21 protein-coding genes are annotated in these 21,316 nt (G+C 67.6%); 18 read left to right on the plus strand and 3 right to left on the minus strand.

Annotated elements, in window-relative coordinates; all coding sequences use genetic code 11:
• The first annotated feature begins 2 nt into the window (after positions 1 to 2).
• The 3 genes from ruvB (at position 3) to B6K69_RS14255 (ending at position 2,501) form a co-directional block, all read left to right on the plus strand.
• Positions 3 to 1,028 (plus strand): Holliday junction branch migration DNA helicase RuvB, encoded by a 1,026-nt coding sequence (gene ruvB / locus B6K69_RS14245; protein ID WP_107673666.1) that lies wholly within the window; start codon positions 3 to 5, stop codon positions 1,026 to 1,028.
• 184 nt (positions 1,029 to 1,212) lie between these two features.
• The gene (locus B6K69_RS14250; RefSeq protein ID WP_108644249.1) at positions 1,213 to 1,836 is read left to right on the plus strand and encodes a hypothetical protein; all 624 of its coding nucleotides are present in this window, start codon (positions 1,213 to 1,215) and stop codon (positions 1,834 to 1,836) included.
• A gap of 113 nt (positions 1,837 to 1,949) precedes the next feature.
• Positions 1,950 to 2,501: a chlorhexidine efflux transporter gene (locus B6K69_RS14255; RefSeq protein WP_108644250.1), complete on the plus strand. Its 552-nt coding sequence runs from the start codon at positions 1,950 to 1,952 to the stop codon at positions 2,499 to 2,501.
• Here the strand turns inward: B6K69_RS14255 and B6K69_RS14260 are convergent.
• The gene (locus B6K69_RS14260; protein ID WP_108644251.1) at positions 2,414 to 2,878 is read right to left on the minus strand and encodes a CreA family protein; all 465 of its coding nucleotides are present in this window, start codon (positions 2,876 to 2,878) and stop codon (positions 2,414 to 2,416) included. The two genes, B6K69_RS14255 and B6K69_RS14260, sit on opposite strands and share 88 nt — an antisense overlap.
• A gap of 83 nt (positions 2,879 to 2,961) precedes the next feature.
• On the opposite strand from B6K69_RS14260, the gene ybgC reads away from it, so the two are divergent.
• The 15 genes from ybgC (at position 2,962) to folD (ending at position 18,172) form a co-directional block, all read left to right on the plus strand.
• Positions 2,962 to 3,375, plus strand: a complete 414-nt coding sequence (gene ybgC, locus B6K69_RS14265; protein WP_108644252.1) for a tol-pal system-associated acyl-CoA thioesterase — start codon at positions 2,962 to 2,964, stop codon at positions 3,373 to 3,375.
• A gap of 143 nt (positions 3,376 to 3,518) precedes the next feature.
• Positions 3,519 to 4,214, plus strand: a complete 696-nt coding sequence (gene tolQ, locus B6K69_RS14270) for a protein TolQ (RefSeq protein ID WP_108644253.1) — start codon at positions 3,519 to 3,521, stop codon at positions 4,212 to 4,214.
• 3 nt (positions 4,215 to 4,217) lie between these two features.
• Entirely contained in the window at positions 4,218 to 4,694 is a 477-nt protein-coding gene (tolR, locus tag B6K69_RS14275; protein ID WP_108644254.1) for a protein TolR, read from the plus strand.
• Positions 4,695 to 4,698: 4 nt separating this feature from the next.
• Entirely contained in the window at positions 4,699 to 5,925 is a 1,227-nt protein-coding gene (locus tag B6K69_RS14280; protein ID WP_108644255.1) for a cell envelope biogenesis protein TolA, read from the plus strand.
• 109 nt (positions 5,926 to 6,034) lie between these two features.
• Positions 6,035 to 7,372, plus strand: a complete 1,338-nt coding sequence (gene tolB / locus B6K69_RS14285; RefSeq protein ID WP_108644256.1) for a Tol-Pal system beta propeller repeat protein TolB — start codon at positions 6,035 to 6,037, stop codon at positions 7,370 to 7,372.
• 88 nt (positions 7,373 to 7,460) lie between these two features.
• Positions 7,461 to 8,000, plus strand: a complete 540-nt coding sequence (gene pal / locus B6K69_RS14290) for a peptidoglycan-associated lipoprotein Pal (RefSeq protein ID WP_108644257.1) — start codon at positions 7,461 to 7,463, stop codon at positions 7,998 to 8,000.
• 4 nt (positions 8,001 to 8,004) lie between these two features.
• Entirely contained in the window at positions 8,005 to 8,841 is an 837-nt protein-coding gene (gene ybgF / locus B6K69_RS14295) for a tol-pal system protein YbgF (protein WP_108644258.1), read from the plus strand.
• Positions 8,832 to 10,124, plus strand: coding sequence for a tRNA lysidine(34) synthetase TilS (gene tilS / locus B6K69_RS14300; protein ID WP_108644259.1), 1,293 nt, complete (start codon positions 8,832 to 8,834; stop codon positions 10,122 to 10,124). Before ybgF ends, tilS begins: the two co-directional genes overlap by 10 nt.
• A 77-nt stretch (positions 10,125 to 10,201) precedes the next feature.
• Positions 10,202 to 12,112 (plus strand): ATP-dependent zinc metalloprotease FtsH, encoded by a 1,911-nt coding sequence (gene ftsH, locus B6K69_RS14305; RefSeq protein WP_108644260.1) that lies wholly within the window; start codon positions 10,202 to 10,204, stop codon positions 12,110 to 12,112.
• Positions 12,113 to 12,210: 98 nt separating this feature from the next.
• Entirely contained in the window at positions 12,211 to 13,191 is a 981-nt protein-coding gene (locus B6K69_RS14310) for a magnesium transporter CorA family protein (protein WP_108644261.1), read from the plus strand.
• A 25-nt stretch (positions 13,192 to 13,216) separates the two neighbouring features.
• Positions 13,217 to 13,831, plus strand: a complete 615-nt coding sequence (locus tag B6K69_RS14315) for an MOSC domain-containing protein (RefSeq protein WP_108644262.1) — start codon at positions 13,217 to 13,219, stop codon at positions 13,829 to 13,831.
• Positions 13,832 to 14,001: 170 nt separating this feature from the next.
• Positions 14,002 to 15,678, plus strand: a complete 1,677-nt coding sequence (locus B6K69_RS14320) for a formate--tetrahydrofolate ligase (RefSeq protein ID WP_108644263.1) — start codon at positions 14,002 to 14,004, stop codon at positions 15,676 to 15,678.
• A gap of 66 nt (positions 15,679 to 15,744) precedes the next feature.
• Positions 15,745 to 16,056, plus strand: a complete 312-nt coding sequence (locus B6K69_RS14325; protein ID WP_107673653.1) for a chorismate mutase — start codon at positions 15,745 to 15,747, stop codon at positions 16,054 to 16,056.
• Positions 16,057 to 16,384: 328 nt separating this feature from the next.
• A complete protein-coding gene (locus tag B6K69_RS14330) occupies positions 16,385 to 17,266 on the plus strand; it encodes a bifunctional 5,10-methylenetetrahydrofolate dehydrogenase/5,10-methenyltetrahydrofolate cyclohydrolase (protein ID WP_108644264.1) in 882 nt (293 codons plus the stop codon).
• A gap of 15 nt (positions 17,267 to 17,281) precedes the next feature.
• Entirely contained in the window at positions 17,282 to 18,172 is an 891-nt protein-coding gene (gene folD, locus B6K69_RS14335; RefSeq protein WP_108644265.1) for a bifunctional methylenetetrahydrofolate dehydrogenase/methenyltetrahydrofolate cyclohydrolase FolD, read from the plus strand.
• Here the strand turns inward: folD and pdeM are convergent.
• Both pdeM and B6K69_RS14345 read right to left on the minus strand, forming a co-directional pair.
• Positions 18,169 to 18,759: a ligase-associated DNA damage response endonuclease PdeM gene (pdeM, locus tag B6K69_RS14340; protein ID WP_418260555.1), complete on the minus strand. Its 591-nt coding sequence runs from the start codon at positions 18,757 to 18,759 to the stop codon at positions 18,169 to 18,171. The genes folD and pdeM overlap by 4 nt on opposite strands.
• Positions 18,760 to 18,909: 150 nt before the next feature.
• Positions 18,910 to 21,303, minus strand: a complete 2,394-nt coding sequence (locus B6K69_RS14345) for a ligase-associated DNA damage response DEXH box helicase (RefSeq protein ID WP_108644267.1) — start codon at positions 21,301 to 21,303, stop codon at positions 18,910 to 18,912.
• Positions 21,304 to 21,316 lie beyond the last annotated feature (13 nt).

The raw sequence follows: 21,316 nt of genomic DNA on the forward strand, positions 1-21,316 counted from the left end.
GCATGACCTCTGACCCCGCCCTGCGGCCCGAAAAGCTGCCCGAGGATTCCGACCGTGCGCTGCGCCCGCAGGCGCTGGAGGAATTCATCGGCCAGCACGAGGCGCGGGCGAACCTGCGCGTCTTCATCGACAGCGCCCGGATGCGGGGCGAGGCGATGGATCACACGCTGTTCCACGGCCCCCCCGGCCTGGGCAAGACCACGCTGGCGCAGATCATGGCGCGCGAGCTGGGGGTGGGGTTCCGCATGACCAGCGGCCCGGTGCTGGCGCGGCCGGGCGATCTGGCGGCGATCCTGACCAATCTGGAACCGCGCGACGTGCTGTTCATTGATGAAATTCACCGCCTGTCGCCGGTGGTGGAAGAGGTGCTATATCCCGCGATGGAGGATTTCGCGCTGGATCTGGTGATCGGCGAGGGGCCAGCGGCGCGGACGGTGCGGATCGACCTGCAACCCTTCACCCTTGTCGGGGCCACCACGCGGCTGGGCCTGCTGACCACGCCGCTGCGTGACCGCTTCGGGATTCCCACCCGGCTGCAATTCTATACCGAGGACGAGCTGCATGAGATCGTCACCCGGGGCGCGCGGCTCTTGGGCGTGCAGGCGGAGGAGGACGGTTGCCGCGAGATTGCGCGGCGGGCGCGGGGCACGCCGCGGATTGCCGGGCGGCTGTTGCGGCGGGTGGTGGATTTCGCGCTGGTCGAGGCGGGCGGCAAGATCAGCCGCGCGCTGGCCGACCGCGCGCTGACCCGGCTGGGGGTGGACAATCTGGGGCTGGATGGCGCGGACCGGCGCTATCTGGTGTTGCTGGCCGAGAATTACGGCGGCGGGCCGGTGGGGGTGGAAACCATCGCCGCGGCGCTGAGCGAGCCGCGCGATGCCATCGAAGAGGTGATCGAGCCCTATCTGCTGCAACAGGGCCTGATCCAGCGCACCCCGCGCGGCCGGATGCTGGGCGCCAAGGCCTGGCGCCACCTGGGCCTTGAGGCGCCGCGCGCCCCGGGGCAGAGCGACCTGTTCGACGGGTGAGCCCCGTGGCCGGTGCGGCGGCGGGGGCCAGCCCCCGCACCCCCGGGGTATTTGGGCCAAGATGAAGGGGCTTGGGGTTTCCTTGGGGGCGAGGCGGCGCTGGCGCCGGTGCGCGGTGTGCAGGGGGCTTGACCCGCGCGGGTTGGCGGGGGATGACCGCGCCGCCGCCGAGAGGAGCCGGAGCATGACCCCGCAGGAGATTGAAGCCCTTTTCACCCGCGCCGACGGCAGTTTCCTGTGCGCGCGCTGGGGGCGGCCCATCGTGCCGGTGGTCTTTGGCATCGAGGATGCGACGCTGCCGGTGGTGAAGGGGGCGATCGAGGCGGTGGTGGCGCTGGCGGGGCACCGGATGGCCGAGACCGACCCCGAGCTGGGCGCGAACCTGATGGTCTTCTTCTTCCGCGACTGGGCCGAGCTGCCGCAGGTGCCGAACCTTGACCGGCTGGTGCCGGGGCTGACCGGCCTGTGCGGCCGGCTTGAGGCCGAGGGGGCGAACCAGTACCGGGCCTTTCGGTTTGACCCGGACGGCGCGATCCGGGCGGCCTTCGTGTTCCTGCGGATGGATGACCACCTGTCGGCCGTTCCGGCCGAGACGCTGGCGCTGGCGCAGGCGGTGCAGATCATCCTGCTCTGGTCGGACCGGGCCTTTGCGGCCGGGGCGCCGCTGGTGCGGGCGGGCGAGGCGGTGATGCTGCGGCCCGACATCGCCGGGCTGATCCGCGCGGCCTATGACCCGGTGCTGCCGGCCATGACGCAGGACCGCAGCCACGCGCTGCGGCTGGCGGCGCGGTCCGGCTTGCTGCGGTAGCACGGTCTGAATACCGGACTTGGGCCGGGCGCGGCCAAAAGCTAGTTTTCACACATTGCTTTGGCCGCCCGCCGGCCGTGAAGACCTTTTCATCAGACCATTCTGGAGGCAGCATGAGCCTGCGGTCCCCGCGTGAGCGGCTTTGTCAGACATTGGCCTATGAGGCAGGCGGCCTGATCCTGGCCGTGCCGATCTATCTGATCTACAGCGGGGCTTCGGCGGGCGAGGGGGTTCTGGTCATGCTGGCCGTGACCACGGCGGTTCTGCTGTGGTGCCCGCTGCACAATTCGGTTTTCGACTGGGTGGACCTGCGTCTGACGGGGCGGGCAGCAAGCGACCGGCCGCATCGCTGGCGCATCCTGCACGCCTGCAGCTATGAGCTGTCGACAACCATCGTCACGCTGCCCGTGCTGGTGTGGCTGGGCGGGCTGGGGGTTCTGGAGGCGGTACCGCTGGAAACGGGCCTGACGGCGATCTACGCGGTTTATGCCTATGTGTTTCACCTGTGGTATGACCGGCTGCGGCCGGTGGGGGGCCTTGGGGCGGCCGACCCTGCGGCGCCGGCGCCGGTTCCGTGCTATGGAGCCACCCCGGCCGGCAGCGGGATGACCGAGATCGACATCTTGCCCGACCCTTGGGTGATTTCGCTGGCATGGGCCAGGTAGATCAGGGCGTTTGACCGGGCATCGTAGATCCGCGTCACTTCCAGCGTCTTGAGGATCAGGGACTGGCGTTCCGAGAACACCTTTTCGCCGTCTTCGCCGGTGTCGATGTCGCCCAGGGTGATGGGGCCGGTCTGGGTGCAGTCGACGGCGGAATAGCTGGGGTCTTCGAACCAGTTGCCGTTGGTCAGCCGGTCATAGATCGAGCGTTCGAAATAGGCGAGGTGACAGGTCACGCCCTGCACCTTGGGGTCGGGGATGGCTTCGATGATGATGTCGTTTCCGACCCAGTCAACGCCGACTCGGCCCACTTCTTCGGCCATGGCGGGCAGGGCGGACAGGGCAAGGCCAAGGGTAACGGCGGGGGCGGCAAGGCGCATGGCGGTTCCTTTCGGGCGGCGGGGGTGGTGGCGTTCCCGCAGAAGAAAGAATAGGAAGCCAGCATCGCCGTTGCGAGGCCAGCATGTCCGATATTTCCGCCCATAGCCTGCCTGTCCGGGTTTATTACGAGGACACCGACCTGGCCGGCATTGTGTATTACGCCAATTACCTGAAGTTCATCGAACGGGGCCGCAGCGAATGGGTGCGGGCGCTGGGGGTGGACCAGACCGCGCTGAAGGCGGGGCAGGGCATCGTGTTTGCTGTGCGCCGGGTCGAGGCCGATTATCTGCGGCCGGCGAAATTCGGCGATGACCTGACCATTACCACCCGCCTGCGCGAAATGGGCGGGGCGCGGATCGTGGTGGAGCAGGAGGTGCTGCGCGCGGGCGAACGGCTGTTCCAGGCGGTGGTGACGCTGGTCTGCCTGAGCGACGACGGCCATGCCGCCCGTATTCCCGCCGAGGTGCGTGCCCGGCTTTCGCCGCCCGTTCACTAGGCACAGCCAAGACGGATTGGCGCGAAGTTTGATGCGCGGGGGACCGCCAGTCGCCAACTTGTGTTGGCAATCCCTCTGTATCCTTGCTAGAATCAGGGGTAACGGACCGGGAAACGGCCCGACGACATAACAGAGCAGGCGTAATGGAAACGGAAACCCTCGCATTGGCGCAGGAGATTGATTTCTCCTTGCTGGCCCTTTTCGCGCGCGCAACGCTGACGGTGAAGATCGTCATACTCATGCTGTTGGGCATGTCCTTCTGGTCATGGGCGATCATCATCCAGAAACACATCATGTTCCGCGCCGCGCGGAACGAGGCGTCGATCTTCGACCGCGCCTTCTGGTCGGGCGAACCGCTGGATGAGCTGTATGAGAAGATCGGGTCCGATCCGCAGGGGGCCAGTGAAAAGGTCTTTGCGACCGGGATGCTGGAATGGCGGCGCAGCCACAAACAGGACGGCGCCCTGATCGCCGGCGCGCAGGCCCGGATTGACCGGGCGATGGATGTGGCCATCGCGCGCGAAAGCGAGAAGCTGAACAAGGGGTTGAGCTTCCTTGCGACCACCGGGTCAACCGCGCCCTTCATCGGGCTGTTCGGCACGGTCTGGGGGATCAAGCACAGTTTCGAGCAGATCGCGCTGAGCCAGAACACCAACCTTGCGGTGGTGGCCCCCGGCATTGCCGAGGCGCTGATGGCCACGGCGGTGGGTCTGGTCGCGGCCATTCCTGCCGTGGTGTTCTACAACAAGCTGAACGCCGACAGCGAACATATCCAGGGCGGCTATGAAAGCTTTGCCGACGAGTTCGCGACGATCCTGTCGCGCCAGTTGGATAGCTGAGCCATGGGCGCCGGGGTCATCAAGAAAGGCGGTGGCGGTGGGCATCGCCGCCGGCGTCGCGGCACTGCCGCCGCGATGAGCGAGATCAACGTCACGCCCTTTGTGGACGTGATGCTGGTGCTGCTGATCATCTTCATGGTGGCGGCGCCCATGCTGACGGTGGGGGTGCCGGTCGAACTGCCGAAGACGGCGGCCAATGCCCTGCCGACCGAGCAGGAAGAACCGCTGACCGTCACGCTGACCGCCGACGGTCTGGTCATGGTGATGACCACCGAAGTGGCGCCCGACGAGCTGATCCCCAAGCTGAAGGCGATCGCGGCCGAGCGGACCAGCGACAAGATCTTCCTGCGGGCCGACGGGTCGCTGCCCTATGAACGGGTGGCCCAGGTCATGGGGGCGCTGAACGCCGGCGGCTTCACCAACCTTGGCCTTGTGACCGATGCGCAGGGTCCGTCTTTCGGCGCGGATGGCCAGGACTGAGCCGATGGAAACGCGGTTGCAATCGGGCACGCTCTATTCGGGAATAGGGCATGTCGGGGTGCTCCTCTGGGTTCTCCTGGGGGACTGGCTGTTTGCGCCTGAGTCGCCGCAGGAGATCATTTCGACCCAGGTGTCGATGATTTCCGAGGCCGAGTTCGCGGCGATACAGTCTTCGGCCCCGTCCGGTGCCGCCGAGGCGCCGGAACAGCCGTCCGAGATTGCCGCGCCCGAGCCGGTGCAGCCCGAGGCCCCGGCGGCGGAGCCTGCGGTGGAAACGCCGCCCGCGCCGCGCCCGGAACCGCAGCCGCAACCCGAGCCGGCCCCGCGGCCCGAGCCTGCGCCCGAACCGGCCCCGGAACCTGCCCCCGCGCCGGAGCCTGAACCCGAGCCGCTGCCGGTTGCGCCCGAGCCGCAGCCGCAGGACGTGGTGGTTGCCCCCGAGGAGCAGCCGCTGCCGTCGCTGTCGTCGTCGATGCGGCCGAAGCCCAAGCCCGCCGACCGGGTGGCGCCCGCGCCGGTGGATGTGCCGGAGGACGCGCAGACCTCGGAGACGCCGGAAGAGGCGGTCAGCCCCGAGCCGACGCCCGAGCCGCAGGTTGTGGAGGACACGCAGCAGGAGACGGTTCCGCAGGAATCCGGCGATGTGCTGCGCACCGAGGCGACCGAGGAACAGGACCAGTCGCTGGGCATGACCGCCAGCATCCGGCCGAAGTCCAAGCCCGCCCGGCGCCCCGCCGCGACGGAAACCCCGACCGAGACCGCCGCAAGCAGCGGGTCCGGCAGCGCGGCCGAAAGCGATGCCATCGCGGCGGCGCTGGCCGAGGCCACCGCCGAGGAACCCAGTTCCAGCAGCGCCAGCAGTTCCAGCAGCAGCGCGGCCAGTTCGGGCGCCAGCAGCGGACCCTCCGGCCCGCCGCTGAACGCGGGCGAGATCGGCGACATCCGGTCGGCCATCGGCAACAAGTGGAACCTGGGCGCGGTGTCGACCGACACGATGAGCACGGTCGTGGTGGTGCGGGTCGAGTTTTCGCCTGACGGCCGGCCCGGCAACATCAGCCTGATCGAAAGCAGCGGCCCGACGCAGGCGGCCATCGACACCGCCTTCAGCGCCGCCCGCCGCGCTATCCAGCGCGCCTATACCGAAGGCGGTATTCCCTTGCCGCCCGACAAATACGACACATGGAAGGTGCTGGATCTTGTCTTCGACGCCAACGGGATGAGGTTCAGATGACCTGCCGCCACCCCAAGACCATGGGCAAAAGGCCGCGCATCGGCCGGAATTCCCCTGAACCTGCGACCCCATCCAAGGGTAAAAACAAGAAAAACGGAGCCAGAGGCATATGAGACCGTCTTTTCGATTTGTCACAGTCCTGATTGCGCTTGGTCTTGCGGTGTTCGCCGGGCCGGCCGCGCAGGCGCAGAACGCCCCGCCGCCGCGCATCGTGATCGGCGCCGGTGTGATCGAGCCGATGCCGATTGCGGTGCCGGTCTTTGTCGATGAAGGCGGCGGCAGCAAGCTGGCCAGCGACCTGAGCCGGGTGGTGGCGTCTGACCTGGTGGGAACCGGGTTCTTCCGCGAGATTCCGGCCGATGCCCATATCAGCCGGATCACCAGCTTTGACGGCGGCGTTGCCTTCGAGGACTGGAAGGCGGTCAATGCGCAGGTGCTGATTACCGGCGCGGTGTCGGCCAGCGGCGACCGGATCACCGTGAAGTTCCGCGCCTATGACGTGCTGAACGGCAAGGCCATCGAAGGCGCCGCGCTGCAGTTCGCCGGCACCACGGCGGGCTGGCGGCGGATGGCGCACAAGGTGGCCGACGTGGTGTATTCCAAGATCACCGGCGAAGGCGGCTATTTCGACAGCCGCGTGGTGTTCGTCAGCGAAAGCGGCCCGAAGAGCGCCCGCCTGAAGCGGCTGGCGGTGATGGATTACGACGGCGCGAATGTGCAGTACCTGACCGACTCGGGGTCGATCGTGCTGGCGCCGCGCTTTTCCCCCACGGGCGACCGCATCCTTTACACCAGCTATGAAACCGGCTTTCCGCGCATCACGCTGATGGATGTGGGCAATCTCAAGCGCCGCACGCTGGAAGAGCAGCCGGGCACCATGACCTTTGCGCCGCGCTTTTCGCCCGATGGCGGCACGGTGGTGTTCAGCCTTGAGCAAGGCGGCAATTCGGACATCTATGCGCTGAACATCCGTTCGGGGCAGTTGAGCCAGTTGACCAACGCGCCCTCGATCGAGACCGCGCCGTCGTTCAGCCCGGACGGCAGCCAGATCGTGTTCGAAAGCGACCGTTCGGGCACCCAGCAGATCTACATCATGCCGGCCTCGGGCGGGGAAGGGCGCCGCATCTCGGGCGGCGAGGGGCGGTATTCCACCCCGGTCTGGTCGCCGCGCGGTGACCTGATCGCCTTTACCAAGCAGCACGCCGGCCGGTTCCATATCGGTGTCATGCGCACCGATGGCAGCGAAGAACGCCTGCTGACCGCCAGCTTCCTGGACGAGGGCCCGACCTGGGCGCCGAACGGCCGGGTGATCATGTTCACCCGCGAAACCAGCGGGGGCGGCGGCCAGGCGAGCCTGTGGTCGGTTGACATCACCGGGCGGAACCTGAAGCAGATTCCGACCGATGGCCCGGCCAGCGACCCGGCCTGGTCGCCCCTGCTGCCGTGATCGTGACGCGCGCCCGATTCCCTTGGGCGCGCAAACCTGTTAGACAGGGCGAAACGCCCGATTTCGAGCCACGAGAAGGATTCCCCCGATGACGCTTGCCCCCAAGGCCCTGCTTGTTCTGGCCGCTCTGACGCTGGCCGCCTGCCAGAACCCCGACCGTTACGGTTCGGGCGGGGCCGGCGGTGCCGGTGGCATGGGGGGGGCCGGCGGATCGGGCGGCTATATCGACACCACGGGTCTGGGCGACCCCAGCGATCCGCGGTCGATTGCCTATTTCAACCAGACGGTCGGTGACCGGGTGCTGTTCGCGGTTGACCAGTCCACCCTGTCGCCCGAGGCGCGGACGATCCTTTCGGGGCAGGCGGGCTGGCTGAACCAGAACCCGGGCTATGCGATCATCATCGAAGGCCATGCCGACGAGAAGGGCACCCGCGAATACAACCTTGCGCTGGGCGCCCGCCGTGCGGCCGCCGTGCAGCAGTTCCTGATCAGCCAGGGCGTGGCCGGCAACCGGATGAAGACCATTTCTTACGGCAAGGAGCGCCCGATCGAGGTGTGTTCGGAAGAAGCCTGCTATGCCAAGAACCGCCGCGCCGTGACGGTGCTGTCGGCGGGCGCGGGGGTCTGACGCGATGCGTCGTACCCTGCGACTTGCCCTTCTGCTGACGGCGCTTCCCGTCGCCGCGCTTGCGCAGGACAAGGCGCAGACGCTGGCGGACATCCGGGTCGAGCTGGGCCAGCTTGCGGCCGAGTTCAACGCGCTGAAGGCCGAGACCGTGGCCAGCGGCGCTTCGGCCAGCTTCGGCGGCGGCGATGCGCTGCAACGGATGGATGCGATCGAGGCCGCGCTGGCGCGGCTGACCTCGCGCGCCGAGGACGTTGAACTGCGGCTGAACCGGGTGGTGGCGGACGGCACCAACCGGATCGGCGATATCGAGTACCGCCTGTGCGAGGTGACCGAGGGTTGCGACCCGATGAACCTTGGCAAGACCTCGGTGCTGGGCGGCGCAAGCGGGGCTGCGGCCCCTGCGGCGGCGCCGGCCCCCACGGGCACCACATCCAGTGCAACAGGCGGTGCAGAAATGGCCGTCGCAGAGAAAGACGACTTCGACCGGGCCAAGGGGGTGCTCGGTCAAGGTGACTTTCGCCAAGCTGCAACGCTCTTTGAGGCCTATGCCCAATCCTATCCTGGCGGGCCGCTGATCCCCGAGGCGAACTATCTGCGGGGCGAGGCGCTGACCAGCCTGGGTGAGACGTCCAACGCGGCCCGCGCCTATCTGGACGCCTATTCCGCCGATCCGCAGGGCCAGTTCGCGCCGGATGCGCTGCTGAAACTGGGGCAGGCGCTGGGCGCTCTGGGCCAGACGCCCGAGGCCTGCGTGACGCTGGCCGAGGTGTCCACGCAATATCCGGCGTCACAGGCCGCAACGCAGGCGCCGGGCGCCATGCAGGGGCTGGGGTGCCCGTAAGCGCAGGCGGCGGGCTGACCAGCCCGGGCAGCGACGCCCGGCTTTTGCAGGCGGCCCGACAGGGCCTTGACCGGACTGGCCCCCGGCATGGGGCGCTTGGCCTTGCCGTTTCGGGCGGCAGCGATTCCCTGGCGATGCTGCATCTGATGGCCGAGACCGCCGCGACGGCGGGCCGGGCCTTGCAGGTGGTGACGGTGGACCACGGGCTTCGCCCCGAGGCGGCTGCGGAAGCCGGGTTTGTGGCAGGCATCTGTGCCGGTCTGGGGCTGCCGCATCGGGTGCTGGTCTGGGATCATGGCGGCCGCATCGAGGGCAATCTGATGCAGGCGGCGCGGCGGGCGCGCTATCGGCTGATGGCCGAATGGGCCGTGGCATCGGGCATCGGGGATATTGCGCTGGCCCATACCGCCGACGATCAGGCCGAGACCTTCCTGATGGGGCTTGCCCGCGAGGCGGGGCTGGACGGGCTGACCGGGATGAGCGGCAGCTTTGTGGAAGGCGGCGTGCGCTTCCACCGCCCGTTCCTGCGCCAGACCCGTGCCGATCTGCGCGGCTATCTGGCCCGGCGGGTCGTGGCCTGGATCGACGATCCGTCGAATGACAATGACCGTTTCACCCGCGTCTGGGCGCGGCGGGCGCTTGGCGCGCTGAAGCCGCTGGGCATTACGGTGGACCGTCTGGCGGCGGTCATCGACCATCTGGCGATGGCGCAGGGTGTGGTGACGGGGGCCGTTGCGCAGGCCGGGCGCGATCTGGTGACCGAGCGGGCGGGCGGGCTGATGTTCGACGCCCGCGCGCTGTGGGCCTGCGACCCCGAGGTTGCGCGGCGGCTGCTGGTGGCGATGGTGCGCTGGATCGGGGGGGCGGACCATCCGCCGCGGGCCGCCAAGATTGCCGCCCTGACCGCGGGCTTGCGCGAGGGGCGCGACGCCACGCTGGGCGGCTGCCGGTTCCGCCAGCGGGCGGGCAGGGTAAGCGTGACGCGCGAGATGCGGGCCGTGCAGGGCGCGGTGCCGCTTGGGCAGATCTGGGACGGGCGTTGGCGCGTTGCCGGGCCGGGTGGTGGGCCGGGCGGCGCGGGGCTGGAGATCCGCGCGCTGGGCGCGGCCGGTCTGCGGCTTTGCCCGGACTGGCGGGCGACGGGAATTGCGCGGCCGGCGCTGGAGGCAACGCCCGCCGTCTGGCAGGGTGAAACGCTGATCGCGGCGCCTTGCGCGGGGTTTGGCGCCGGCTGGCGCGCGGAAACGGCGCCGGATTTCGGAAGTTTCCTGTTATCGCATTGAACCCTGCCCACATCTGACTATCTTGGAGGCAAGACCGCGGCCCGAGACGGGCGCGCGGGCAATGCGGGAGTCTTTTCGTGAACAATGCACGAAACATCGCCTTCTGGGTCGTTCTGCTGCTGCTGATCCTGGCGCTTTTCAATCTGTTTTCCGGGGGGCAGACGGCCCTGTCATCGCGGACCCTGTCCTATTCGGACTTCATCGCCCAGGTCGATTCCGGCAAGGTTGCCAGTGTCACGCTGGATGGCGAGCGGGTGATCGTGCGCGGGTCGGACGGTTCGACCTACACCACGATCCGGCCGGAAGGGGAAATCCTGGCCGACCGGCTGATCGGCAAGGGCATCGAGGTGCAGGCCACGCCGCAACAGCAATCTGGCTTCATGTCGCTGCTGATGACCTTCCTGCCCTTCCTTGTGCTGATCGGCATCTGGATCTTCTTCATGAACCGGATGCAGGGCGGTGGCCGGGGCGGCGCCATGGGCTTTGGCAAATCGAAAGCCAAGCTGTTGACCGAGAAGAACGGCCGCGTCACCTTTGACGATGTGGCCGGCATCGACGAGGCCAAGGAAGAGCTGGAAGAGATTGTCGAATTCCTGCGCAACCCGCAGAAGTTCAGCCGTCTGGGCGGCAAGATCCCGAAGGGCGCGCTGCTGGTTGGCCCGCCCGGCACCGGGAAAACCCTGCTGGCCCGCGCCATTGCGGGCGAGGCGGGGGTGCCGTTCTTCACCATCTCGGGCTCTGACTTCGTGGAAATGTTCGTGGGTGTCGGCGCATCCCGTGTGCGCGACATGTTCGAACAGGCCAAGAAGAACGCGCCCTGCATCGTGTTCATCGACGAAATCGACGCCGTGGGCCGTGCGCGTGGCGTGGGCATCGGCGGCGGCAATGACGAGCGCGAGCAGACGCTGAACCAGCTTCTGGTGGAAATGGACGGGTTCGAGGCGAATGAGGGCGTGATCATCATCGCGGCCACCAACCGCAAGGACGTGCTGGACCCCGCGTTGCTGCGGCCCGGCCGGTTTGACCGCCAGATCCATGTGCCGAACCCCGATATCAAGGGGCGCGAGAAGATCCTGTCGGTTCACGCCCGCAAGGTGCCGCTGGGGCCGGACGTTGACCTGCGCACCATCGCGCGCGGGTCGCCGGGGTTCAGTGGGGCGGACCTGATGAACCTTGTGAACGAGGCGGCGCTGATGGCCGCGCGTGCCGGCCGCCGCTTTGTCACCATGGTGGATTTCGAGAACGCCAAGGACAAGGTGATGATGGGGGCCGAGCGTCGCAGCATGGTGCTGACGCAGGACCAGAAGGAAATGACCGCCTATCACGAGGCCGGCCATGCCATCGTCGGCATGACGCTGCCGAAGTGCGATCCGGTCTACAAGGCGACGATCATCCCGCGCGGCGGCGCCTTGGGCATGGTGATGAGCCTGCCCGAAATGGACCGGCTGAACTGGCACAAGGACCAGTGCGAGCAGCGCATCGCCATGACCATGGCGGGCAAGGCGGCCGAAATCCTGAAATGGGGCGCCGAGTCGGTGTCGAACGGCCCGTCGGGCGACATTCAGCAGGCATCGGCGCTGGCCCGTGCCATGGTGCTGCGCTGGGGCATGTCGGATGTGGTGGGCAATATCGACTATGCCGAAGCCGCCGAAGGCTATCAGGGGAACACCGGCGGCTTCTCGGTTTCGGCCGAAACGAAGCGGGCGATCGAGCAGGAAGTGAAGCGCCTGATCGACGAGGGCTATGAAAAGGCCCGCAGCATTCTGCTGGAGCGGCAGGAAGACTGGGAACGGCTGGCCAAGGGTCTGCTGGAATACGAAACCCTGACCGGCGACGAGATCCGCAAGGTGATTGCGGGCGAGAAGCTGGGCGAGGACGACGATGCCGACACGCCCGCGCCGGGCGGCGGTGCGCCGTCAGTGGCGGCGATTCCCAAGACGAAAAAGCCCCGGTCGCCGAAGCCCGACCCGGAACCGGCGCCGCTGTAAAGGCCCGCCAGACAGAAAGGCCCCGCTTTGGCGGGGCCTTTTGCTTTTGGCCGGGCTTGGCTAGGGTCGTCCCACCAACAGCCTTGCGGAGAGCGGCGATGATCACGGCATATCGGGCGCGCGACAACCGGCTGGAGCGTATAGACCCCGAGGATGGCGGTCTGCTGGATGCCGTCTGGATTGATCTGGAAGCCCCGACCCCGGCCGAGGAAGATGCGGTCGAGGCCGCGCTGGGGCTGGACATTCCCACCCGCGAGGACATGCAGGAAATCGAGGTGTCGTCGCGGCTTTATGATGAGCGGGGCGCGCTGTTCCTGACCGCGCAGGTGGTGGCCATGCCGGTGGGCAAAGACCCGGAAACCGGCCCTGTCACCTTTGTGCTGACGCGGGAACGTCTGGTGACGGTGCGCTATCACGCGCCCCGGTCGATGGCCTATTTCGCCGAGCGGGTGGTGGCGCAGCCGTTGGGCTGCACCAATGGGCAATCCACCATGCTGGCGCTGCTGGAAACGCTGGTGGACCGTCTGGCCGACATTCTGGAGGGCGAGATGCGCAAGCTGGACGCGCTGACCCGCGCCATCTTCGAGGCGCATCGCCCCAATGGCCGGGCGCAGACGCTGGCGGTGATCATGCAGCGGATCGGCCGGGCGGAAGACCTGAACGGCAAGGTTTCGGAAAGCCTGGCCACGATCCAGCGGATGCTGGGGTTCCTGTCGGTGCCCTCGGGCGGGGCGGCGGCGCTGTCGGCGCTGAAGGGCATCGACAAGACGCGGCTGAAGGTGCTGATGCGCGACGTGAAATCGCTTCAGGAAACCGCCGGAACGCAGGAGCGCAAGATCCTGTTCCAACTGGACGCCACGCTGGGGGTGATCAACATCCAGCAATCCGACATCATCAAGATCTTCTCGGTGGTCGCCTTCGTCTTCCTGCCGCCGACGCTGATTGCCAGCATCTACGGGATGAACTTCGAACATATGCCGGAGGTGAAATGGGAGTGGGGCTATCCGATGGCGCTGGTGGCCATGGTGCTGTCGGCGCTGGTGCCCTGGCTGATCTTCCGCTGGAAGAAATGGCTGTGACTGTCGCATTCCCGGAGGTGCAAGAATGCCTGCCCTGATCCCCACCCAGTTCCGCGGCACTGTCACCTGGCTGGGCGTGCAGCGCCGGCCGGTGGAAAAGCTGGAGATCTTTGGCGAGCCGGTCGCGGAAATGCCGCTGACCTTTGCCGGCTTTGCGCCCGAGGTTCATGCCGGGCTGACGCGCCCGTCCTGCAGCCGGGTGCTGGCGCAGCATCCGCGCGGCACGACGATCCGCAATGCGCGGCAACTGTGCCTGGTGTCGGCCGAGGATCTGGCCGAGATCGCCGCCCGCCTGGGGATGGAGCGGATCGACCCGGCCTGGCTGGGGGCCAGCGTGGTGATTGCCGGCCTGCCCGATTTCAGTTTCCTGCCGCCGTCATCGAGGTTGCAGGGGCCGGACGGGGTGACTCTGGTGGTGGACATGGAAAACCGCCCCTGCCAGGAACCGGCGGTGACCATGGCCAAGGCCACGGGCGGGCAGGGCAAGGCGTTCAAGACCGCGGCCAGGGGCCGGCGCGGCGTGACCGCCTGGGTGGAGCGGGAAGGCACGCTGCGCCCGGGCGATTCGCTGGTGCTGCATGTGCCCGACCAGCGGGTTTGGGCGCATCTGGAGGCCGCGCGGACCGGGGCGGCGGGCTAAGGCCGCCGGCCCATCGTTGCGTTCCTTGTTCGTGAGTTTCCGATCGGAAACCGGCCACGCCGAATTTCGCGGGGAACACGTCGCAAACCGGCCTCGAACCGGGCGGATCGCCCGGTATCACGTCGCTAACGGAACATCCGGCAAGAAACCGGGCCCCCAGGGAGTGCGACATGGCCTTCAAGACCGACATCGAAATTGCGCGCGAAGCCAAGAAGAAGAACATCATGGAGATCGGGGCCAAACTTGGCATCCCGTCCGAAAGTCTGCTGCCCTATGGCCATGACAAGGCCAAGGTCAGCCAGGAGTTCATCAAGGGTCTTGCGGGCAAGCCCGATGGCAAGCTGATCCTGGTGACCGCGATCAACCCGACGCCCGCCGGCGAAGGCAAGACCACCACCACCGTGGGCCTGGGCGACGGGCTGAACCGCATCGGCAAGAAGGCGGTGATCTGCATCCGCGAAGCCAGCCTTGGCCCGAACTTCGGGATGAAGGGCGGGGCGGCCGGTGGCGGCATGGCGCAGGTGGTGCCGATGGAGGAGATGAACCTTCACTTCACCGGCGACTTCCACGCGATCACCAGCGCGCACAACCTGCTTTCGGCGATGATCGACAACCACATCTACTGGGGCAACGAATTGCAGATCGACGCCCGCCGCGTGGTGTGGCGCCGGGTGATGGACATGAACGACCGCGCGCTGCGCGACATCGTGGTGAACCTGGGCGGCGTGTCGAACGGCTTTCCGCGCCAGACCGGGTTCGACATCACGGTCGCAAGCGAAGTGATGGCGATCCTGTGCCTGTCGAACGATCTGGAAGACCTGCAGAAGCGGCTGGGCGACATCGTGGTGGCCTATACGCGCGAGAAGAAGCCGATCTACTGCCGCGACATCAAGGCCGACGGTGCGATGACCGTTCTGCTGAAGGACGCGATGCAGCCGAACCTGGTGCAGACGCTGGAGAACAACCCGGCCTTCGTGCACGGCGGCCCCTTCGCCAACATCGCCCATGGCTGCAACAGCGTGATCGCCACCAAGACCGCGCTGAAATTGGGGGAATATGTGGTGACAGAGGCCGGTTTCGGGGCCGATCTGGGCGCCGAAAAGTTCTTTGACATCAAATGCCGCAAGGCGGGGCTGAAGCCTTCGGCGGCGGTGATCGTGGCCACCGTCCGCGCCATGAAGATGAACGGCGGCGTCGCCAAGGCCGATCTGGGCACCGAGAACATCGAGGCGGTCAAGAAGGGCTGCCCGAACCTTGGCCGCCATATCGCCAATGTCAAATCCTTCGGCGTGCCGGTGGTGGTGGCGATCAACCACTTCTACAGCGACACCGACGCGGAAATCGCCGCGGTGAAGGAATATGTCGCGGCGCAGGGCGCCGAGGCGATCCTGTGCCAGCACTGGGCGAAGGGATCGGAAGGGATCGAGGCGCTGGCGAAGAAGGTTGTCGCGCTGGCCGAAGGTGGCAGCGCCAATTTTGCGCCGCTTTACCCCGACGAGATGGGCCTGTTCCAGAAGATCGAGACCATCGCCAAGCGCATCTACCACGCCGACGAGGTGCTGGCCGACAAGTCGATCCGCGACCAGCTCAAGGCCTGGGAAGCGGCGGGTTACGGCCACCTGCCGATCTGCATGGCCAAGACCCAGTATTCGTTCAGCACCGACCCCAACCTGCGCGGCGCGCCCACCGGCCATTCGGTTCCGGTGCGCGAGGTGCGGCTTTCGGCCGGGGCCGGGTTCATCGTGGTGATCTGCGGCGAGATCATGACGATGCCGGGCCTGCCCAAGGTGCCGAGCGCCGAGGTGATCCGGCTGAACGATCAGGGCTTTGTCGAGGGGCTGTTCTAAGCCGCCGCATTGCCCTTTCCGGTCGGCCCGGCTAATTCCTTGGGCCGACCAGAAGGGACCAAGACGATGCGCAAGCCTGCTGATTGCACGACCATGGCCCATATCCGGGCCGAGATCGACCGGCTGGATGACGACCTTGTCCGGCTGTTTGCAGAACGGGCGGGCTATATCGACCGCGCGGCCGAGATCAAGGCGGGGGTGGACCTGCCGGCCCGGATCAACGACCGCGTGGAAGAGGTGGTGCAGAACGTGCGCCGCCACGCCGAAACCTACGGGCTGCCGCCCGATCTGGTGGAAAAGCTGTGGCGGCGTCTGATCGACTGGTCCATCGCGCGGGAAGAAAGCCGCCTTGGGCCGGACAGTCTGCGGAAGGGATGAAGGGTGGCAACACACCACGGCAGGCCAGGAGGACGCACCGTCGAGTTGCTGGCTGCTCTGGTGCTGATCCTGGTGTCAGCGGGGGCGCTTCTGGCAAGCGTTGCCGCGGCCGTCTGGGGGTGTCTGTGGGTGTATTTTCGGCTTTCGGGCTCTGCGCCAATTCTGATCGTGGGACTGGTCCCCATACTTACCTTGTGGGGAAGAAAGGCAGCCGGGCTTGCGATGCGTGCCACCATGGTGGCGCTTGGCGCGATTTGGGGCCCGTTTCTGCGTTACTATCGTTATGAACCGGGCACTTTGCGCCCCCTGACGACGGATGATGGCAGGAATGACCGCCACCCTGATTGACGGCAAGGCCATCGCGGCCCGGATGCGTGCGGATGTGCGGGCCGAGGCCGAGGCGCTGGCCGCGGCCGGCTGGGTGCCGAAGCTGATCTCGATCTCGGTGGGCGATGTGGCGGCGGCGGAGCTTTACGTTCGCAACCAGCAGCGGCAGGCCGAGGCCGCCGGCGTGGCCTTTGAATCGCGCAATTACCCCGAGACGATCAGCCTTGAGCAGTTGACGGGCGTCATTGCCGGCCTGAATGCCGACCCGCGGGTGAATGGCATCATCATCCAGCGCCCGCTGCCGGGGCATATTCCGGTGAAGGCGCTGCAAAAGGCCGTGCATCCGCTGAAGGATGTGGAAGGGATGCACCCGGCCTCGATCGGGAACATCGTCTACAACGACCTGACGCTTGGCCCCTGCACGGCGGTTGCCGCTGTGGAAATCCTGAAGACCCTGCCGCTGAAGATGGAAGGGCTGGATGTTTGCGTGATTGGCCACAGCGAGATTGTCGGCAAGCCGATTGCCTTTCTGATGATGGGGCTGGGGGCCACGGTGACGGTGTGCCACCACATGACGCGGCAGGTCGCGCTGCATTCGCGCGCGGCGGATGCCGTCTTCGTGGCGGTCGGCAAGCCGGGGCTGGTGACGGGGGCGATGCTTAAACCCGGCGCGGCGTTGATCGACATCGGCATCAACCGCACCGCCGAGGGGCGGGTGGTCGGCGACGCCGATTTCGACAGTTGCGCCCAGGTGGCCGGCTGGATCACGCCGGTGCCGGGCGGGGTGGGGCCGGTGACGGTGGCGATCCTGATGAAGAACGCCGTTCTGGCGACACGGATGCAGATGGACCATTACCGCGCCGCCTTTGCGGCCGCGGTCTGAGAAGGGAGAAAGCGGATGACCGCCAGGGTGATCGACGGCAAGGCCTTTGCGGCCAATGTGCGGGCGCAGGTTGCGGCGCATGTGGCGCGGCTGAAGGAAGAACAGGGCCTGACCCCCGGTCTGGCGGTGGTGCTGGTGGGCGAAGACCCGGCCAGCCAGGTTTATGTCCGCAACAAGGGCACCCAGACGGCCGAAGCCGGAATGGCCAGTTTCGAACACAAGCTGCCGGCCGACACGTCAGAGGCCGATCTTCTGGCGCTGGTGGCGCGTCTGAACGCCGATCCGAAAGTTCACGGGATTCTGGTGCAGTTGCCGCTGCCTGCTCATCTGAATTCCGAGCTGATCATCAACACGATCGACCCGGCCAAGGATGTGGATGGATTCCACATTTCCAACGTCGGCCTGCTGGGCACCGGGCAGAAGAGCATGGTGCCCTGCACGCCGCTGGGCTGCCTGATGATGCTGCGCGATCATCACGGCAAGCTGGCCGGGCTGAGCGCCGTGGTGGTGGGGCGGTCGAACATCGTGGGCAAGCCGATGGCGCAGCTTCTGCTGGGCGACAGTTGCACGGTGACCATCGCGCACAGCCGCACCAGGGATCTGGCCGAGGTCTGCCGCCGCGCCGACATTCTGGTCGCCGCCGTGGGCCGGCCCGAGATGATTACCGGCGACATGGTGAAGCCCGGCGCGACGGTGATCGACGTGGGCATCAACCGGATCGAACGCGACGGCAAGGCCCGGCTGGTGGGGGATGTGCATTACGAAAGCGCGGCGGCGGTGGCCGGCGCGATCACCCCGGTACCGGGCGGCGTGGGGCCGATGACCATTGCCTGTCTGCTGGCCAATACGCTGACGGCCTGCTGCCGCGCGAACGGCCTGCCCGAACCCGAAGGGCTGACCGCCTAACGCGGCATCGGGATCGCCCGCGCCTTCGGCCCGGTCAGCACCGCCAGCGCGCCGGGCTGCATCAGCCCGGTCAGCGCGGGATCATGGCTCCACAGTCCGCCGGTATAGGCGCCATAGGCCGGCAGGATGATGCGCGCGGCATCGGCCAGAAAGCAGGGCCGCGCCTGGCCTGCCAGCCGTGCCTTGGGGTGATAATGCCCCGAAACCTCATGCCCCTGCGCGGGGTCTGCGATGTGGCGGAAGGTCAGCGCGCCCAGGGTCAGGCTGGCCCGGTGGGTGCCGGCCAGCGCGATGGGGCCGGGGTCATGGTTGCCTTCGATCCAGGTCCAGTCGCGCCCGGCCATCAGCCGCGTCAGCCAGAGCACCGCGTCTTCCTCCAGCGCCCCGGCGGCGGCGGTGTCGTCGAAACTGTCGCCCAGGCAGATCACGCCGGCCGGGCGGGTGGCGGCGATGTCGGCTTCCAGCCGTTCCAGCGTGGCGCGGGTTTCATAGGGTGGCAACAGCGCGCCGCCGCGCCGGGCCAGCCGGGCCGATTTGCCAAGATGCAGGTCCGAGACCGCCAGAACCCGCCGCGCCGGCCACCACAGCGCGCCCGAGGGCAGGGCGTGCAGGGTTTCCGGGCCAAGGGTCAGGGTCTGGGACATGCGGCCTTTTCCCGATCCCTTGCCCGGCTGGCAAGGCCCCTGCTTCCAGTTGGTCCAAATACCCCGGGGGTCCGGGGGCGGCGCCCCCGGCGCTCAGGCCAGCCCCGCCGCCGCCATCAGGGCCTGCGCCTGCGCTTCGGCCAACCGTTCGCGGCCCTGGCCATGGATCGGCACCTTGCCGGGTTCCAGGAACAGCGGCGCGGCCAGCGGTGTCAGCCGGGGCAGGCGGATCAGGTCGATGCGGCCTTCGATCCGGGCAAGCAGGTCTTCGATGCGGGCAAAGTCGATCAGGCCGCGCATCGCCTCTTCGCGGGTGATCTGCAGCAGAAGGTGGCCGGGGTCGTATTTGCGCAGCGTGTCATAAAGGATGTCCGACGAAAACGTGGCCTGCCGCCCGGTCTTGCGGCGGCCCTGATGGCTGCGCTCGATCAGGCCGGCGACAAGGGCCACGTTGCGGAAGGTGCGTTTCATCAGCGCATTGCCCTGCAACCAGCTTTCCAGCCCCTGCCGCAACGTTTCGGCGGCGAACAGCGGGGCGGGGTCGGTGACGGGCGACAGGCCCCAGACAAGCGTGGCATAATCGGTGGCGACAAAGCCAAGCGGATCAAGCCCCTGATCCTCCATCTGTTTGGTGACCAGAAGCCCCAGCGTCTGCTGGGCGTTGCGGCCGGCGAAGCCGTAGATCACCAGATGCTCGCGCCCGTCATGCGGGAAACTTTCCACCAGCAGCCGGTCGCGGCGCGGCAGGGCCGAGACTTGCCGTTGCAGCGCCAGCCAGCGCGCGGTGTGGTCCGGCAGGAAGGGCCAGCCGGGCCGGTTCAGCAGCGCAAGGATGCGGTCGGACAGTTGGGTTGATGTGGCGAATTTGGTGCCGTTGAACACCGCGACCTTGGGGTCGCGGCCGGGGGTGCGGCTGACCTCGACGGTCATTTCGTTCAGGCCTTCGTAGCGCACCACCTCGCCCCCGATCAGGAAGGTATCGCCGGGGGTAAGGGTGGCGGCGAAGGCTTCCTCCACCTCGCCCAGAGGGGTGCCGCCGAAGCGGCCCTTGAGGCGGACCTTCAGGGTTTCGGTGTCGATGATGGTGCCAAGGTTCTGCCGGATCAGCACGGCGCTGCGCGGGTCGCGCAGGTGCCACAGATCGCCCGTCTGCTTCAGGCGCTGCCAGCGGTCATAGGCGCGCAGCGCATAGCCGCCGGTCGCCACGAAATCGAGCGTCGCGTCGAAATCGGGCCGGGTCAGGGCGTGATAGGGCGCCGCCTCGCGGATTTCGGCATAAAGGTCGTCGGCCCGGAAGGGGCCGGCGCAGGCGACAATCAGGATGTGCTGGCAAAGCACGTCGCGCGGGCCGGGGCCGCGCGGTTCGCCATCCAGATCACGGGCGAGCGCGGCATCCAGCGCGGCCTGACATTCCACCACCTCGAAGCGGTTCGCGGGCACCAGCAGCGCCTTCGAGGGGGCGTTGTAGCGGTGGTTGGCGCGGCCGATCCTTTGCACAAGGCGCTTGACGTTCTTCGGTGCGCCGACCTGGATCACCAGATCCACATCGCCCCAGTCGATGCCAAGGTCGAGCGAGCCGGTGCAGACCACGGCGCGCAGGCGGCCTTCGACCATGGCCGCCTCGACCCGTTCGCGCTGTTCGCGGGCCAGGCTGCCGTGGTGAATGGCGATGGGCAGGCCGTCTTCGTTCTGCAGCCAGAGATCGTGAAAGAACAGTTCGGCCTGGGCGCGGGTGTTGTGGAAGATCAGCGTGGTGCGATGGGCGCGAACCTGTTGCAGGATCGCGGGAATGGCGTGCCGCCCACCGCCCCCCGACCAGGGGGGCGGGGTGCCGGTGTCGAGCATGGAAATGTCGGGGTCGGGGCCGGGGTCGGCCAGCAGGATTTCGGTGCCGGGGGCCAGAAACCGGGCCAGGGCGGGCGGGTCTTCCACCGTGGCGGACAGGCCGATGCGGCGCAGGCCGGGGGCAAGGCGCCCCAGCCGGGCCAGCAGCAGGGCAAGCTGGTCGCCGCGTTTCGATTCGGCCACGGCATGAAGTTCATCGACGATCACCCGTTGCAGGGTGCTGAACATCCTGGGGGCGTCTTCGTAGCTGAGCAGAAGGGCCAGGCTTTCCGGCGTGGTCAGCAGGATATGCGGCGGGTCCACGCGCTGGCGCTTGCGGGCGGTCTGGCCGGTGTCGCCGGTGCGGTCTTCAACCCGGATCGGCAGGCCGGCGCCTTCAAGGGGGGCGCGCAGGTTGCGGCGGATGTCGGCGGTCAGCGCCTTGAGCGGCGAGATATAGAGCGTGTGCAGGCCGGACGGGGGCGCGGGGCCAAGTTCGGCCAGGCTGGGCAGGAAGCCGGCCAGCGTCTTGCCGCCGCCGGTGGGCGCGATGAGCAGCGTCGCGGGCGCTGCGGCGCGGTCAAGCATGGCCTGCTGATGCGGGTGCAGGGTCCAGCCGCGGGCGGCGAACCAGGTGGACAGGGGGGCGGGAAGGGCGGTCATCGGCGCAGGCTGC

This window comes from Pseudogemmobacter blasticus (genome assembly GCF_003071405.1).
GTDB classification, from domain to species: domain Bacteria; phylum Pseudomonadota; class Alphaproteobacteria; order Rhodobacterales; family Rhodobacteraceae; genus Pseudogemmobacter; species Pseudogemmobacter blasticus.

Coding starts and splice junctions, on each gene's coding strand:
- ruvB (WP_107673666.1), top strand. CDS start 3: ATGACCTCTGACCCCGCCCTGCGGCCCGAAAAGCTGCCCGAGGATTCC.
- B6K69_RS14250 (WP_108644249.1), top strand. CDS start 1,213: ATGACCCCGCAGGAGATTGAAGCCCTTTTCACCCGCGCCGACGGCAGT.
- B6K69_RS14255 (WP_108644250.1), top strand. CDS start 1,950: ATGAGCCTGCGGTCCCCGCGTGAGCGGCTTTGTCAGACATTGGCCTAT.
- B6K69_RS14260 (WP_108644251.1), bottom strand. CDS start 2,878: ATGCGCCTTGCCGCCCCCGCCGTTACCCTTGGCCTTGCCCTGTCCGCC.
- ybgC (WP_108644252.1), top strand. CDS start 2,962: ATGTCCGATATTTCCGCCCATAGCCTGCCTGTCCGGGTTTATTACGAG.
- tolQ (WP_108644253.1), top strand. CDS start 3,519: ATGGAAACGGAAACCCTCGCATTGGCGCAGGAGATTGATTTCTCCTTG.
- tolR (WP_108644254.1), top strand. CDS start 4,218: ATGGGCGCCGGGGTCATCAAGAAAGGCGGTGGCGGTGGGCATCGCCGC.
- B6K69_RS14280 (WP_108644255.1), top strand. CDS start 4,699: ATGGAAACGCGGTTGCAATCGGGCACGCTCTATTCGGGAATAGGGCAT.
- tolB (WP_108644256.1), top strand. CDS start 6,035: ATGAGACCGTCTTTTCGATTTGTCACAGTCCTGATTGCGCTTGGTCTT.
- pal (WP_108644257.1), top strand. CDS start 7,461: ATGACGCTTGCCCCCAAGGCCCTGCTTGTTCTGGCCGCTCTGACGCTG.
- ybgF (WP_108644258.1), top strand. CDS start 8,005: ATGCGTCGTACCCTGCGACTTGCCCTTCTGCTGACGGCGCTTCCCGTC.
- B6K69_RS14310 (WP_108644261.1), top strand. CDS start 12,211: ATGATCACGGCATATCGGGCGCGCGACAACCGGCTGGAGCGTATAGAC.
- B6K69_RS14315 (WP_108644262.1), top strand. CDS start 13,217: ATGCCTGCCCTGATCCCCACCCAGTTCCGCGGCACTGTCACCTGGCTG.
- B6K69_RS14320 (WP_108644263.1), top strand. CDS start 14,002: ATGGCCTTCAAGACCGACATCGAAATTGCGCGCGAAGCCAAGAAGAAG.
- B6K69_RS14325 (WP_107673653.1), top strand. CDS start 15,745: ATGCGCAAGCCTGCTGATTGCACGACCATGGCCCATATCCGGGCCGAG.
- B6K69_RS14330 (WP_108644264.1), top strand. CDS start 16,385: ATGACCGCCACCCTGATTGACGGCAAGGCCATCGCGGCCCGGATGCGT.
- folD (WP_108644265.1), top strand. CDS start 17,282: ATGACCGCCAGGGTGATCGACGGCAAGGCCTTTGCGGCCAATGTGCGG.
- B6K69_RS14345 (WP_108644267.1), bottom strand. CDS start 21,303: ATGACCGCCCTTCCCGCCCCCCTGTCCACCTGGTTCGCCGCCCGCGGC.